Consider the following 14,508-nt stretch of genomic DNA (forward strand, 5'->3'; position numbering starts at 1 on the left):
GATACTGCCCACAGCTCTCGCAGCAGCCCTGCCCCCTCCGACCGTGCACGACTCGGGCGCGGACACCGCGCCCGGCGTCATAGTCGTCCACTCCTGCACCACCCTCGGCACGACTCTAGTCGTTCGCCTCAGCGGGGAGATCGACCACTTCAGCGCCGCCCCGCTGCGGGCGCTCCTGGCCTCGGCGGCGGACGACGGCTACACCGGCCTCGTGCTGGACGCGTCCCTCGTCACCTTCGCCGACTCCGGCTTCCTGGACCTCCTGAGCTGGTGGCCCCGGCACGGGCGCCGCCTCAGGCTCGCGAACTGCTCCCGGGCAGTGAAGCGCCTCCTGCACGCGGCCGCCGCAGCGACACAGCGGCAAGCCCAGGCTGACTCACGGACGGCGGCGGCAACGTCATGACGTTCATACTCCTGACCTGCACCCCGATGCTCGCGGCGGTCCTTCTGCTGCACTGGAAACCCCGTGAGCCGTGGCACCACCGACCCGCCCGGCCGCCTCGGCGCACACCCCGCAGGAAGCTGATCCACTGCCCCCTGGCGCCCCCGTTCCTGGGCGCCGTGGCATAACCCTGGACAGGGGGTGGGCCCGCGACGGCCGCGGTCCCACCCCCTCGTCCTCCTTCGTCTCCCGGTCAGCCGAAGCTTCTCCTGCGGTCCCCCGTCGACTGCGGCGGGACGCGGTGCAGCCGACGGGAAGCACGTCTGCTCGGGCCGGTCCTGCGTGCGCCCTCGTCTCGGGTTCGGGCTGCGGCCCGGTCGGATTCCGTGGGTGCCACCGCCGGGGCGAGCACGATCGCAGCGATGACCGCCGTCACCACGACGAGGATGATTCCGATGCTCACGGACATGAGTCCCGCCTTTCGCCTTGACCATCACACCTTGTAGCTACTCAGCGTTTCCAATGTGCGGCGCGATAAACACAGTTAGTGACATGAGGGTGTGTCAGGGGAGACCAGCTGCCCCGCACCGCACTCGATTTCCACAAAATGTTGACGCGCCTCTTTCGGAAATCCCTTCGCCTGACGGACGATTCAGGTACCCTTCCCGCTTTCGTCCGACGTCTGACGTCTCGTCGGTACGGGGACGGGCGATCCCCCCGTGGCTTCGTTGGGAGGCAACACGACATGGACCCGCTCCGTGAACGTCCCGGCACCGCCTCAACCGCAGCGGATTTAGCTCCCCACCCACACCCCCAGCCGGATCCCCCCGGTCGCCGCGACGTACTGCTCGGCCTGGGCCTGGCCGCGGCCGCTCCCTTCGTCCTCGGCGCCGGTCGTACGCAGCCGCCGCAGCAGCAGCGCGGGGTATCGCCGGCGGGCCGGGCTTCGATCCTCAGGAACGCCTCGCTCGTGCTCACCATGGACCCCGCTCTCGGCAACGGCCCGCTGGGCGCCGTGGAGCACGCGGACGTCCTCATGCGCGACGGTCTCATCTCGGCCGTCGGCACGCGACTTCCGGCCCCGCCCGGCACCCAGGTGATCGACGCCGCCGGGAAACTGGTGATGCCGGGGTTCGTCGACGTCCACACGCACCTGTGGCAGTCGTCCATCCGGGGCGGCTGCGCGGACCGTGACCTCTTCGGATGGCTGGCCGACTGCAACAGCGCGACGTTCTCCCGGATCACCCCGGCGGACATGTACCGCTTCGTCCGCCTCGGCGCCCTCGACTCCCTGCAGTCGGGCGTCACCACGCTCGTGGACTGGGTGGACGCCATCCCGTACGACACCACGGTCCAGTACGTACGGGCCCTGGCCGATACGGGAGTGCGCTTCGCCTACGCGATGTTCCAGGCCGAGCGGGACGCCACGCTGATCACCCGGGCGAAGCGGGAACTCATCGACCCCCTGCCGCTCGCCTCGGCACAGGTCGCAACCCACGTGGCGCGAGCCATCCAGGGCCTCAACCGAGCTCACTGGGAGATCGCCCAGGACCTCGGCGTCATGCTCAACAGTCATGTCCTCGAACGCGCCGAGCAGCGGGCGGACGACCCGATCGGCATCCTGGCGGACATCGGCGCGCTGGGCCCGCGACTGCTGATGAACCACGCCATCCACCTGACCGATGACGAGCTCACCGCTGTGGCCGCACACGACGCACGGGTGGCGCACTGTCCCCTCAGCAACATGCGGCTCGCCTCCGGAATCATGCGGCTGCCGGACCTCGGCCGACGAGGTGTCAAGGTCGGGCTCGGCCAGGACGGCGGCACCAACGACAGCTCGGACTTCTTCGCCCTCATGAAGACGGCCGTCGGTCTGCAACGGATCCGCTCCCTTCAGACGTCGGTGTTCCCCCAGGTCCACGACGTGCTGCGGATCGCCACGCTGGGCGGAGCCGAGGCGATCGGCATGGCCGACACGATCGGGTCCCTGACGCCCGGCAAGTGCGCCGATGTCATCGTGATCGACCCGGCCGCGCTCAACTTCGCGCCACGGTTCGACTGGATCAACCAGATCGTCCTCAACGGCCGACCGGAGAACGTCCAAGCGGTCTTCGTCAACGGCCGGCCGCTCAAGCTCGACGGACACCTCGTCGACGTGGACCCCGATCGCGTCGTACACGAAGCGGAAGCGGCGGCCACCCGGCTCAGGGCCCTCTCCTGAACCGACCCGCCGGGGTCAATGACGCGTGAGCGCGGCCGCGAGCGACGGGTACTCCAGGACCAGACCGTCGTCGTCGAACTCGACGTCGGCTCGGAAGTCTCCGGACTCGAAGCGGATTCGCGCGCCGTGCTCGGCGCGGGCGAGATGCGTGTACGTCTGCCGGCTCGCGCTGACCGCGAGGTCCGGAACCGAGACCCAGGCCATCAGGAAGTGGTGCGGTCCGGTTCCAGGCCGCTGGTGCAGGCCGTGGCGGAGCACGGGCATGGTGTTGGTCAGCGGGCACAGGCCCAGATCGCAGTCGAACGCTCCGTCGAGGTCGGGACGGTGCACGCCGTCAACGGTCCAGCGGCCCCCGTCGTTGCGCAGGTCCAGCTCCCTGGTCGACGTGGCCGTCTCGGCCGTGACGTACAGACGGGACGTCACGTAGCCGTCAGAGGTTTCCAGGGCGTACGTCACCCAGTACGGCTCGGGGATCACACCGACAGCGCGCCCTCGCGCGGTCATACTGCGCTCGGTGAGGCCGACCCAGGCAGTCGAGTAACCCGCGTCAGGAAAGACCTCCCAGGTACGCACAAGGCGTCGGTCACCGGTCATACAGCGAGCCTACGCCGGCACGCCGACCCAGGGCCGCAGCCACAGCAGCCGACATGGCCGGCCTGAGATGGTGCCCTTCATGCGATCGAGGCGAGCACCGGTCGGCCCCTGACGGCCCCCGGGCGCGCAGGGCTACGGAGACCGCGTCCTCCGGCGTACCGTGGAACGCATGCGGCTGCTGCTGACCTCCGACACGCATGTGCCCACCCGTGCGAGATGCCTTCCCGAAGCCCTTCTGGCGGGCATCGACGATGCCGATGTCGTGATGCACGCGGGGGACTGGGTCGACGAGGCCACGCTCAGCCTGGTGCAGTCCCGATCCCGTCGGCTGATCGGCGTGTACGGGAACAACGACGGTCCAGCGCTGCGCCGGAGACTCCCGGAGGTCGCCTACGCCGAGCTGGCCGGAGTGCGCTTCGGTGTCGTGCACGAGACGGGGCCGGCCACCGGACGGGAGAGCCGCTGCGCCGAACGGTTCCCCGACGTGGACGTCCTGGTGTTCGGCCACAGCCACATCCCGTGGGATTCCACCACCGGGGGCCTTCGCCTGCTCAATCCCGGCTCTCCCACGGACCGCAGACGGCAGCCCTTCTACTCCTTCATGACCCTGACCGTCTCCGACGGGGCGATCCACGACGTCACACTGCACCAGCTGCCCCCGAGGCGGTGACGGGCGGCTCGTGATGGGGCGCCAGTCCGTCGGGCGGCTTCGTCTGTCGCGGCGCCGCCGTGCCGGGAACATTCCGGCAGGCCGCCTCGTTGACCTCGGGTCCAGCGCTTTGAACCGCGAACCGAGGAGTACCTTGCCCGAGACCTTGTCCACCGGCGCATTGCCCCCTCTCCCGCCGCTCGCCACCCAGGCAGATCACCTGATCCGGCTCGGGGTGCACGAGCTCGCGGGGATACCCGCCGACGAGCTGCGCACGTTCGCCGAGGACGCCGGCGGCGGGGAGAGCGACGTCCTGCTCGCCGTCCACCCGGACCGCGCCCCCGCCTCCGCCCTGGCGCCGCTGCTCCGCCACGACGGCAAGCCCGGCTTCGTCGTCACCGACATGCCCGACGTCGACCACTTCGCCCCCTGCTCCGTCGAGCTGCCCGACGCCCCCCTCTACCTCGTCACCGGCCTCGACCGCGGCGACCACATGGCCAACTGGAGCCCGGACGAGGCACTGCCCACCCTCACCAAGGAGGACCGCACCCCGCTGCTGCTCACCGAAGGCATCCACTGGGTGCTCCAGCAGCCGGCGGTCCTCGAGCGCAACCGCTGCTTCATGACCATCGGCTCCCGGCTGCGCAAGGCGAACGGCGCCCCGGACGCCCGCACCCCGGCGATCTGGATCAGCAACGGCACGGGGCGGGACGGCCGCGAACGGCGCAACGCCCCGAAGGTTGGCTGGTGCTGGTGGGGCAACCGCCACACCTGGCTGGGCTTCGCCTCCGCTGCGGGCCGTAGCGACTAGCTTCCGCGTACGGCGTTGCCGGCGGCCGGGGTTGGCGTGTCCTGCCATGGGGCAGGCTGCCGTGACTGTCATCCGGGGAGGGGGCGCGCGGTGCGGGCGATAGCCGACGTGGCGGAAGTTCGCGCTTGCGCGGCAGGCCCTCGACTTGTGGCCGCAGTGGCTGGCGGCCTTGCAGGACGCGGCGGCCACTCCAGGGGTACCTGCGTCCCGGGGTGAAGGAACGTTTGTCGTGCTGGGCGCACAGGCAACGCCGTCGGCCACCCGGAACTTCGAGGCCATCCACGCGGCCCTGAAGCAGTACGCCGAACCCCACCACGAGCCGGACCCTCGCGAGGTGCCCGGCCTTCACCCGGCAGCGCACGAGCGGCCGGTGCGCGCCCTGTACCTGCACCGCGAGACAGCGGTCGACGCCCGCACGGTGCTGGCCTCATTGGAAGCGGCAGGCCGCCGCGCCGGTGTCACGTTCATCGACGCCGAGGCGGCGGCGTTCGTGAGCTCCCACGGCAAGGTCACCGGGCTACGGTTGCGGGACGGGCAGGCGGTCGCGGCAGGGACGGTGGTGCTCGCCGCCGGAGCCGCCACGCAGCAACTCCTCGATCCCCTGCCGCCCGGTGAGACGCCACCGCTCCTGCACGGCACCGGTTTCGCCGTCCGCGCCCGGCGGCAGCACCCTTCTGGCTTCCGCCACGTCATCCGCACGCCGACCCGCTCCGGCGCCTGCGGCCTGCACCTGGTCCCCCTGGGCGACGGCACCGAATACGTCGGCGCGACCAACATCCTGGCTTTCGACGCGCCGAGCGGACCGCGCATCGGCGTCACCCAGTCCCTGCTGCGCTTCGCCGTCGACCAGTTCGACCAGCACCTGGGCATGTCGGTCATCCAGCAGTGGCACTACGGCCACCGTCCCGTCGCCCTGGACCGCTTCCCGCTCCTCGGCGCCACCAGCATCGACGGACTGTTCCTGGCCACCGGCACCTACCGCGACGGATTCCACAGCTCCCCGGCCATCGCCCACCACCTCGCCGGCCTCCTTCTCGACCCCACCGGCGCCTCGGGGGACCTCACGGTGTTCTCCCCGGCCCGCGCGCCCATCGAGACCATGTCCGTCCAGGCCGCCACCGACCTCTACACGGCCGACAGCGTGGAGACCCTCACCGAGTACGGCATGCGCCTGCCCTACTTCATCGACGACCGTCCGATCGCTTCCCACGCCCGCCGGCAAGCCCAAGAGGCCCTGAAGCGCCTGGCAAGGCCCCTCGCACTCCAGCCGGAGATCCTCGGTGCTGTCCTCGAAGCAGACGAGGCCCGCGTCCGGCATCTGAACGCCTACCTCCACGCCGCCGACCTCCGCTACCCGAGCGAGACCCGGCCGGGGTGAGGGAGCGCCGCCTCACCCGCCGCCGCCGTTCGGCCCGTGCCTCCCGTCTTCGCGCCGGTCGACGAGGATGACCGCCACGTCGTCCGCCAGGCGGCCCTGGGTGTGGCGGAGCAGTGCCTGGCGCAGGCCCGCCAGGAACGCCTGCAGGGAGTGGTCGCGCAGGGCCGCCATGGCCTCGGGCAGGTCGAAGAAGGTGTTGTCCGGGCTGCGGGCCTCGATGACGCCGTCGGTGTGCAACAGCAGCCGGTCCCCCGGTGCGAAGGGATAGCTGTCGGTCCGCCCGGGAGGACCGCTGATGAATTCCTCGAGACCGAGCGGCGGCAGGGGGGCGGTGGGCGTCAAGGATCGGATCGTGCCGTTGCTCAGCAGCAGCGGCGGCGGATGGCCCCGGTTGATCACCTCGACGTGGGGGCCGTCCGAGACCTGGGCCACGACCGCGGTGACGAAACCCTCCACGAGGGTGTCGTCACCGCCGGCTACGCCCACGCCCGCATCCCCGACGGCGGCGTCCCGCCGCAGGGCCGCTCCGCAGTGCTTGATGACCTCCACCAGGTCGTGCTCGTAGTGCACGGCCTCCCGGAACGCACCCAGTACGACCGCGGCGGCCCGTACGGCGGGCAGTCCCTTGCCCCGGACGTCCCCGACGATCATCCGGACTCCGTAGCGGGTCTGGACCGCGTCGTAGAGATCTCCGCCGATCTGCGCGCCCTCCTCGGCAGCCATGTACAGGCTGGCCGCCCGTACGGGGCCCAGCCGGGCCGGCACGGGCCTCAGCAGGACCTCCTGGGCGGCCGTGGCGATCCGGCGGATCTGGTTGAGCTCGTTCTCCTGGCGCGTGCGCGCGGCGCGGCTCGTCGTGAAGCTCGCCGCGGACACCAGGAACAGGGCGAGGAAGTTCGTGTAGACCTGCTGGCTGCCCCACGCACTGTTGTAGGTGGCGGTGGTCACGCTGACGCCGACGGCCACCCCCGCCGCCGCGAGCGTGCCCTGGGGACCCATCGTCACCGCCGCCAGAGCGGGTGTCGCGACCAGCAGGGGGCCGGTGTAGACGACGTGCACGGGCGTGAGCTCGACGAGGAGCACCAGCAGGGCGATCGCGAAGGGCACGCACTCCGCGAGGGCGAAGAGGACCTGGTGGTGGCCGCCGGCTCCCGGTCCCGGGGGCGAGCGCACGGGCGCTCTCATGCATACAGCCTGCCTCGCCCTGACAGACGGCCGCCACTCCGGTACCCGCACGGGCCCGGGCACCGCGTGCGCTTCGTGAGCTGCGGGCGACTCACAGCATCACGTGCTCGCCGCTGCCGGTACGCGTGGCGGCGCGCCCGCCGGAGCTGCCGAGGCCGAAGGAGCCGTCAGCCGGCGCGCCGCTGGTGCGTCAGAGGGAGGTCTTCGTCGCGCTGGCGACGACGCATTCCTTGTACTCGCTGCCGTCGCCCTTGCCGGTGTACGTCGTCGTGGCCTCGGCCTGCCGGGACGCACCCGCCTTGACCGTGAGTCCGGTGACCCTGGCCTGGGCGGGGGTCGCGGTCGATGTGGTGTCCCCGCGGAACTTCATGGTGATGTTGTAGGTGTGGTCCAGCGAACCGCTGTTGGTGACGGTGAGCCTGGCAACGAGGTTCTTGCCCGAGCTGTCCAGCTTGCAGCTGTCGATCCTGATGTCGCGCTCGGCCTTGTTGTTGCTGCTGGAGCCGCCGGGGACGGAGCTGCCGCTGGTGCTGCCGCTCGTGCTGGTGCTGGTGCTGCTGCTGTCGTTGCTGCCACCGCTGGTGCTGCTGCTGTCGTTGCTGCCGCCGGTGGTACCCCCGCTGGAGCTGCTGGAGCTCGAGCCGGAACTGCTGCTACCGCCGCAGCTACCGCCGTTGGAGCCACGGGCTCCGGTGAGTGCGACGATCGCGATGCCGAAGACGGCGACCGCGCGGACATGGCGAAGCTTCACGTTCAACCCCGTTGAAATATCAGTGACTGAGAGGACCCCGTCGTGACGTCTTGGCATCTTGACGGGCGCACGTCACCTTAACAGCGGTCGCAGGCGGTCGTGTTCGGCGCCCACCGCCCGCTCGGGGCGGGGTCAGCCGGTGTCGAGGACGAGGTCGGCGCGGTGTCGGCCAAGGGCGATGAGGCGAGCGTTCGGCTCGTCCGAGCGGGCCACCCAATCCCGTGCGTACGCCGGGTCCTTGCCGTGGCGTACGTGCCGGCCGACCAGGCGCCGGACGCGAAGGTCCTCGTCCGGGGCGAGGTACCAGACCTCGTCCAGCAACGGCCGTACCCCCGCCCACTCCCCCGCGTCGTGCAGCAGGTAGTTCCCCTCGGTGATCACCAGCGGTACGCGCGGGCTGACGGGGATGCTGCCCGCGATCGGTTCCTCGAGGGTGCGGTCGAAGGCGGGTGCGTACACGGTGGCCCCGTCGGATCCGCGCAGGCGGCGCAGCAGGGAGACGTATCCGGCCGCGTCGAAGGTGTCCGGGGCGCCCTTGCGGTCGGCCAGCCCCACCCGGGCCAGCTCGACTTGGGCGAGGTGGAACCCGTCCATCGGGACCACCACGGCCGTCTGCGGCCCGAGCGCTCCGGCGAGCCGGGCGGCCAGCGTCGACTTTCCGGCTCCCGGTGGCCCGGCGATGCCGAGGATCCGCCGACCGCCCCGGGTGGCCAGCGTGGCCGCCCTCGCTACCAGTTCCGTCGTCGTCCGCACCTGCGTATCCTGCCCGAGGAGCGTGGGCTGTGCAGGGCGCCGGGGCCGACTGGCCGGGCCCTGTGGCTCAGCGGTCCTGGGAGCGGTACGCGCGCATCGCCAGAGGCATGAACACGACGGCGATGCCGGCCGCCCAGACCAGGGACCACATGACCGGCCGGCCCGCCGGGGTGCCGAGCAGGAGTCCGCGGAAGGCGTCCGACAGGTGTGTGACGGGATTGACCTCCACCCATGCCTGGAGCCAGCCGGGCATGGTGTCGACCCGGGCGAAGGCACTGCTGGTGAACGTGAGCGGGAAGATGAAGGTGAAGGCGTAGACCTGCACCTTCTCGGCGTCCCCGGCCATCATCCCGATGAGCACCGCCGTCCACGAGACGGCTGCGGCGAAGACCAGCAGCAGCACCGCCCCGCCGATGAAGCCCGGGACGCCTCCGCTGATCTCGAAGCCCAGCAGCATGCCCAGCGCGATCATCAGGACCATGGCCCAGAGCTGTTTGGCGAGGTCGGCGCTGATGCGTCCGAAGAGCGGTGCCGAACGGGCGATGGGCAGACTCCGCAGACGGTCGAAGACCCCCTTCTTGAGGTCGGAGTTCAACGACATGGCGGTGTACATGCTCATGAAGACGGTGTTCTGGACGATGATCCCCGCGAGCGCGTACTGGAGGTAGTCACGGGGAGAACCCGACATCTGTCCGCCGAAGACATAGGTGAACAGGAAGACGAACATGATCGGCGTGATGCTGTAGTCGACGAGTTCCAAGGGATTGTGTTTCACCGAGACCAGACTGCGCCAGGCCATGGTCGCCGTCTGCCGCACGGCCGCGAGGGGTTGCACCCTGCCGCCGCGGCCCAGGCCGCCGGTGAGCGTCGTGCTCGTCATGAGGGGCTCCCGGCACTCACGTGCTGATCGTCCTGATCGTCGACGTCGACTTCGACGTCTGCGTCGGCCGGAGGGCCGCTCGGCTCCGCGCGGTGTCCGGTCAGCACCATGAACACCTCGTCGAGGGAGGAGCGCCGCAGGGTGAGTTCGCGTACCTCGATGCCCACCTGGTCCAGTCGGCGTACGACGCTCGGCATGAGCGCCGGGTCGTTGACGGGGGCGGTGATCCCATCGCCTTCGATCTTGGTCTGTGGTCCGGCCGCCTCCCTGATCAGCGCGTGCGTCGCGCCGAGATCGGCCGCGCGGGCGGGACGCAGTTGCAGCACTTGCCCCCCGACCTGCGACTTCAGCTCGTCAGGGGTGCCATCGGCGATCACCGTGCCCTTGTCGATCACGACGATGTTGTCGGCGAGCCGGTCTGCCTCGTCCAGGTACTGCGTGGTCAGCAGGGTGGTCATGCCCTCCGAGACCAGGACGCGCAGCATGTCCCACACCTCGCCGCGGCTGTGCGGATCGAGCCCGGTGGTGGGCTCGTCGAGGAAGAGGATCTGCGGCCGCCCGACCAGGCTGGCCGCGAGGTCGAGGCGTCGCCTCATGCCCCCCGAGTACGCCTTGGCGGCCCGTCCCGCCGCGTCGGTCAGATGGAAGCGATCGAGCAGTTCGGCCGACCGGGCCCGGGCGTCCCCGCGCGACATCCCGAGCAGCCGGCCGATCATCAGCAGGTTCTCCGTGCCGGTCAGGTTCTCGTCCACGGCGGCGTACTGTCCTGTGAGCCCGATCAGGGAACGGACGCTCCCCGCCTGCCGTACGACGTCGTACCCGCCCACCTGCGCACGCCCCTGGTCCGGCCGCAGGAGCGTGGCGAAGATACGGACCGCGGTCGTCTTCCCGGCCCCGTTGGGCCCCAGCAGGCCGCACACGGTCCCGGCCGGAACCTGAAGATCCACCCCGGCCAGCGCCTGGGTCTCCTTGAACCGCTTGGCCAGGCCCTCGGCCTCGATCGCGTGCGTCATGAGATCACCTCGTTTCCCCGAGAAGCGCCGTCGGCCCTCCCCACTGTGACGCATGCCACTGACAGTCCGCCTGCGGTGGGGCCCCGCTCCCGTACGTGCTCGTGGTCCCTCGGGGTTTCGCCCACCGGGAGCGGGGCAGCCGCCGCAGAGAAGGACGGGACGGGCACGACTCGGGGTGAGCCCGCGGGACGACGGACGAGCGAGGCGGGAACGATGAGCGGGTCAGGAATCTGGGGCTACGGAGAGGACGTCGGCCATCAGCAGGGGATCGACCTGATCGGGTACAAGGTCGAGGCCACGGACGGCAGCATCGGCAAGATCGACAAGCACTCCGAGGTCGTGGACGCGTCCTATCTCGTCGTCGACACCGGGGCCTGGATCTTCGGTCGGCACGTACTGCTTCCGGCGGGCACCATCCAGCGGATCGACACGGTCGAGCAGAAGGTGTACGTCGACCGGACCAAGGAACAGATCAAGAACGCGCCCGAGTTCGACGAGGCCAAACACGCTGGTGAGCCGAGTTACCTGGAACAGTTCGCCCGCTACTACGGCCAGCCCCACATGTAGGAGACATGCAGGCGGCATGCAGGCGAGACCGGGGATCAGGGGGGCTCGGGGAAGAAGGGCAGGTAGTCGGTGTGCGGCTCTGTCGGGATGACCGCGTAGCTCGACTCGGGGAGCTCGTTCCAGATGCCCGGCAGGCTCCCCAGCGGCTCGGAGACCACGATGCGGGTGGTGTCGGACACGTTGCTCAGGTAGTCCACTTCCGGATAGAGATGGCGGACGGTCTCGGCTCTGCTGCTGTAGAAGAGGGACCGCGTCTTGCCCTGGCTGGAGTAGCGGAAGGCCCATACGCGCGTGCCGTCGCTGACCGCCACGGTCATCTGGAGGGGGTCGACGACACCGTGCTGTTTGCCGACCCGTTCCACGAGACCCGCCATCCTGGCCACCGCGCCCGGAACGTCCTGGTCGAGCCCGAAGGTCACCGCGAGGTAGAACATCACTTCCGAGTCGGTGGACCCCTCGATGGCCGGGAAGAGCGCGGGGTCGACCTCCATGCACAGGTCCCGCCGCAGCCGGTGGAACTCCGCGATCGAGCCGTTGTGCATCCAGAGCCATCGGCCGTGGCGGAAGGGGTGGCAGTTGGTCTGCTGGATGGCTGAGCCCGTCGAGGCGCGGACGTGCGCGAAGAACAGGGGTGAGCGCACGTGGGCGGCGAGCTCCTGCAGGTTGCGGTTGTTCCAAGCGGGTCCGATGTCCCGGAAAACGGCTGGAGTGCTGTCACCCTCGGCGCTGTACCAGCCGATGCCGAAACCGTCCCCGTTCGTCGATTCCACGCCCATGCGGGCACGGAGACTCTGGTTGATCAGCGAGTGCTCCGGGCGGTACAGCAGCGTATCGAGGAGCACCGGCGAGCCGTAGAAGGCCAGCCAGCGACACATGCGCATCATCCCCTTCGTGACTGCCTTCGAGCCTAACCCCACGGACGAATCCCGGCCCGCGCCGGGCGGCCGCGGGATCGGCCGCGGCCGCGGTCGCAGGATCGGCAGGACAATCCGTCAGACGGCCGCCGTGGTCGCCGCGAGGCTGTCGACCACGTCGCTGAGCCGCCCGCGCCGGATACGGGCGGCACGTTGCCGGGCCGCCCCGCCGCCGGTGGCGCGCAGGTGGTCGAGCAGGCCGTCGACCAGCGGCAGGTCTCCGGAGGCGTCCAGTCCGGGAGCCGCCCGCTCGCGCAGGCGGGCGACGAGCTCCCAGGCAGGCATGCGCTCGCCGGAGAAGGGATCGAGGCCGTCGCCGGTCAGTCCGTTCAACGCCGCCAGCCGGTGGGCCCCGTAGATCCTCTCGGACTCCGGGAACGGCTCCGGCCCCATGTCGGCGATGTCGGCGATCTCCGTTCGGAGCGTGGCGACGAGGCCTCGCACCAGCACGGCCAGCAGGGTGACGGTGTCCAGATCGGCGTTGGCGTCCGGGACACGGATCTCCAGTGTGGGCAGGTGCTCCGAGGGCCTGGCGTACCAGTAGATCATCTTGCGGTCGAGCAGCGATCCGGACCGTACGAGAGTGTCCGCGAGGCGTTCGTACGCCGTTTCGTCCAGGAGCGGAGCCGGTCCGACCGTGGGCCAGCGGGCCTGCTCCACGGAACGCCAGCTCGCGTAGCCGGAGTCCCTGCCCCGGTTGTAAGGGGAATTGGCTCCGATGGCCTGCAGGACGGGCAGCCACGGGCGCATCCGGTTGGCGAGAGCCAGTGCCTGGGCTCTGGATGCCACGCCGACATGGACGTGGCAACCGCAGACCACCTGGTCGCACGCCCCGAGGACGGAGGCGAAGCGGTCGGCCATGCGCCGGTATCGGTCGCCGGGGGTCACGGTCAGCGGGCGCTCCGGGGGAATCACCGGTGTGCCGACGGCGAGGAGCAGGCACCCGTGGGCGGCTGCGGCGAGAGCGACCTCGCGGCGCAGCCAGGCCAACTCGGCCCGGAGGGTCGCCGCGCTCGCCGTGGGGTTGGTGTGCACCTCCACCTGGGCCGTGTAGAACTCTCGCTCCACCCGTGCTCCCAGCGACGGCGCCACCGCCGCCATGACGCGGGGACCTCTGCCCACCGGAGCCCGGGTGACGCGGTCGACCAGCAGGAACTCCTCCTCGACCCCCATGGTCACTCTCGCGGCGAGGAGGCGGGACGACGCCGGTATCGCCGGGCGGCAGGAGGTGTCCGGACGAGTGGGCGGGGCGGGAGCGCTCATGGGAGGTCCCCCTTCGGCGATCGTGACGGAATCCGGGGTCATACGTGTCCGCATACGTCCCGTACCCGCCGCACCGCCCTTCACGCGGGCCGCCACCGGCCGGTTCCTCCAGGTGGGCGGGCCGTGCGGGGCAGCCGGGCCGAGCCGCACGTTCCGTATGCGTACGTTCGCTCTTTCGTGCTTCCTACGCGGCGGCGCGGGCGGCCGAGGCCGCACACGGCGGCATGAGCTACGCGAGTGCCGACCCAGGTGCCGGGTACGTCATCTCGGAACGAACCTCACCTCGAACAGGCGGGGCCAGAGCTTGCCGGTGATCAGGAACCTGTCGGTCCCCGGCACGGCGGCGATGCCGTTGAGCTGCTGGGCTCCGCGGCGTTCGGACGCCGTGAGGAGTCCGGAGGCGTCGATCCGAGCGGTGACGGCGCCGGTGCGCGCGTCGATGCGCACGATCGTGTCCGTCCCGTACACGTTGGCGTAGAGCGAGCCGCCGGGTACGCATTCCAGCTCGTTGAGCCGTGCCACCGGTTGGCCGCCGTGGCGTACGGAGACGCCGCCCGTCACCTCGAAGGTGTCGGGGTCGCGGAAGGTGAGCCGGTCGGAGCCGTCGCTCATCACCAGCCGTTCCCGCCCGGCGACGCGTTGGTGGCACAGGCCCCAGCCCTCGCCCCGGTAGCCGACCCGGCGGCGTTCCGCGAGTGTGGCGGGGTCGCGCTCTACGGCGATGCCGTTGCGCCAGGTGAGCTGCCAGAGCCTGCCGCCGGACAGGGCGATGCCCTCGCCGAACAACGGCGCCGGCAGCTCCGCGTACACGGTGGGCGGCTTGCCCGGCGGTCCGGCGCGCAGGGAGGACCGGCCGACCAAACCCGTGCTCTCGTAGAGGGTGCCTCCGCGAAGCTCCAGCCCCTGGGTAAAGGCTCGGGGATCGTGGGGCAGGGTGGCCCGAACCTGCGCCCGCAGCGACTGGACGCGGTGCGCGCCTCGTCCGAGGGGCGGATCCGAGCCGGCCCCCGTCGCATGGCCGGGTGGAGAAGCCGTCAGCTGCGCACCGCTGTCGGGGGGGGGGGGGGGGGGGGGGGAAAAAAAAAAAAAAAAAAAAAAAAAAAAAAAAAAAACAAAACCCCACCCCCCCCTCTCGCTTTCCCCCCCC

General features: G+C 70.5%; 14 protein-coding genes and 1 pseudogene. 6 read left to right on the plus strand and 9 right to left on the minus strand.

The window, feature by feature from the left end; all coding sequences use genetic code 11:
* Nucleotides 1-43 precede the first annotated feature (43 nt).
* Nucleotides 44-403 carry an STAS domain-containing protein gene (locus tag ACZ4TV_RS32460; RefSeq protein ID WP_468138808.1) on the plus strand — a complete coding sequence of 120 codons (360 nt, stop codon included), beginning with the start codon at nucleotides 44-46 and terminating at the stop codon, nucleotides 401-403.
* Nucleotides 404-1,127: 724 nt separating this feature from the next.
* Nucleotides 1,128-2,603 carry an amidohydrolase family protein gene (locus ACZ4TV_RS32465; RefSeq protein ID WP_468138809.1) on the plus strand — a complete coding sequence of 492 codons (1,476 nt, stop codon included), beginning with the start codon at nucleotides 1,128-1,130 and terminating at the stop codon, nucleotides 2,601-2,603.
* 15 nt (nucleotides 2,604-2,618) lie between these two features.
* On the opposite strand, the gene ACZ4TV_RS32470 is transcribed toward ACZ4TV_RS32465, so the two are convergent.
* Nucleotides 2,619-3,197 (minus strand): putative glycolipid-binding domain-containing protein, encoded by a 579-nt coding sequence (locus ACZ4TV_RS32470; protein WP_468138810.1) that lies wholly within the window; start codon nucleotides 3,195-3,197, stop codon nucleotides 2,619-2,621.
* Between the two features lie 169 nt (nucleotides 3,198-3,366).
* Between ACZ4TV_RS32470 and ACZ4TV_RS32475 the strand changes: the two genes are divergently transcribed.
* The 3 genes and pseudogenes from ACZ4TV_RS32475 to ACZ4TV_RS32485 all read left to right on the plus strand — a co-directional run.
* On the plus strand, nucleotides 3,367-3,867 hold the full coding sequence (locus ACZ4TV_RS32475) for a metallophosphoesterase family protein (RefSeq protein WP_468138811.1): 501 nt from the start codon (nucleotides 3,367-3,369) through the stop codon (nucleotides 3,865-3,867).
* Between the two features lie 133 nt (nucleotides 3,868-4,000).
* Nucleotides 4,001-4,657, plus strand: coding sequence for a DUF5701 family protein (locus ACZ4TV_RS32480; protein ID WP_468138812.1), 657 nt, complete (start codon nucleotides 4,001-4,003; stop codon nucleotides 4,655-4,657).
* A 124-nt stretch (nucleotides 4,658-4,781) separates the two neighbouring features.
* A pseudogene (locus ACZ4TV_RS32485) lies at nucleotides 4,782-6,035 on the plus strand (NAD(P)/FAD-dependent oxidoreductase); the annotation flags it as partial.
* 12 nt (nucleotides 6,036-6,047) lie between these two features.
* Here the strand turns inward: ACZ4TV_RS32485 and ACZ4TV_RS32490 are convergent.
* The 5 genes from ACZ4TV_RS32490 to ACZ4TV_RS32510 all read right to left on the minus strand — a co-directional run bounded on the left by ACZ4TV_RS32490 (nucleotide 6,048) and on the right by ACZ4TV_RS32510 (nucleotide 10,617).
* Nucleotides 6,048-7,220, minus strand: coding sequence for a PP2C family protein-serine/threonine phosphatase (locus ACZ4TV_RS32490; RefSeq protein WP_468138814.1), 1,173 nt, complete (start codon nucleotides 7,218-7,220; stop codon nucleotides 6,048-6,050).
* Nucleotides 7,221-7,410: 190 nt separating this feature from the next.
* Entirely contained in the window at nucleotides 7,411-7,971 is a 561-nt protein-coding gene (locus tag ACZ4TV_RS32495) for a hypothetical protein (RefSeq protein ID WP_468138815.1), read from the minus strand.
* 132 nt (nucleotides 7,972-8,103) lie between these two features.
* Nucleotides 8,104-8,724 carry a nucleoside/nucleotide kinase family protein gene (locus tag ACZ4TV_RS32500; RefSeq protein WP_468138816.1) on the minus strand — a complete coding sequence of 207 codons (621 nt, stop codon included), beginning with the start codon at nucleotides 8,722-8,724 and terminating at the stop codon, nucleotides 8,104-8,106.
* Between the two features lie 67 nt (nucleotides 8,725-8,791).
* Nucleotides 8,792-9,604: an ABC transporter permease gene (locus ACZ4TV_RS32505; protein WP_468138817.1), complete on the minus strand. Its 813-nt coding sequence runs from the start codon at nucleotides 9,602-9,604 to the stop codon at nucleotides 8,792-8,794.
* Nucleotides 9,601-10,617 carry an ATP-binding cassette domain-containing protein gene (locus tag ACZ4TV_RS32510; RefSeq protein WP_468138819.1) on the minus strand — a complete coding sequence of 339 codons (1,017 nt, stop codon included), beginning with the start codon at nucleotides 10,615-10,617 and terminating at the stop codon, nucleotides 9,601-9,603. The genes ACZ4TV_RS32505 and ACZ4TV_RS32510 overlap by 4 nt, the downstream gene beginning before the upstream one ends.
* Before the next feature lie 213 nt (nucleotides 10,618-10,830).
* On the opposite strand from ACZ4TV_RS32510, the gene ACZ4TV_RS32515 reads away from it, so the two are divergent.
* Complete coding sequence (locus ACZ4TV_RS32515) at nucleotides 10,831-11,184, plus strand: PRC-barrel domain-containing protein (RefSeq protein ID WP_468138820.1); 354 nt, start codon at nucleotides 10,831-10,833, stop codon at nucleotides 11,182-11,184.
* A gap of 35 nt (nucleotides 11,185-11,219) precedes the next feature.
* Here ACZ4TV_RS32515 and ACZ4TV_RS32520 read toward each other — a convergent pair whose 3' ends face one another.
* The 3 genes from ACZ4TV_RS32520 to ACZ4TV_RS32530 all read right to left on the minus strand — a co-directional run bounded on the left by ACZ4TV_RS32520 (nucleotide 11,220) and on the right by ACZ4TV_RS32530 (nucleotide 14,399).
* On the minus strand, nucleotides 11,220-12,059 hold the full coding sequence (locus ACZ4TV_RS32520; RefSeq protein ID WP_468138821.1) for a class II glutamine amidotransferase: 840 nt from the start codon (nucleotides 12,057-12,059) through the stop codon (nucleotides 11,220-11,222).
* A 117-nt stretch (nucleotides 12,060-12,176) separates the two neighbouring features.
* A complete protein-coding gene (locus tag ACZ4TV_RS32525) occupies nucleotides 12,177-13,361 on the minus strand; it encodes a carboxylate-amine ligase (protein WP_468138822.1) in 1,185 nt (394 codons plus the stop codon).
* A 261-nt stretch (nucleotides 13,362-13,622) separates the two neighbouring features.
* The gene (locus ACZ4TV_RS32530; RefSeq protein WP_468138823.1) at nucleotides 13,623-14,399 is read right to left on the minus strand and encodes a glutaminyl-peptide cyclotransferase; all 777 of its coding nucleotides are present in this window, start codon (nucleotides 14,397-14,399) and stop codon (nucleotides 13,623-13,625) included.
* Between the last annotated feature and the right edge of the window lie 109 nt (nucleotides 14,400-14,508).

The sequence above is a fragment of the Streptomyces sp. NPDC028910 genome (assembly GCF_055564955.1).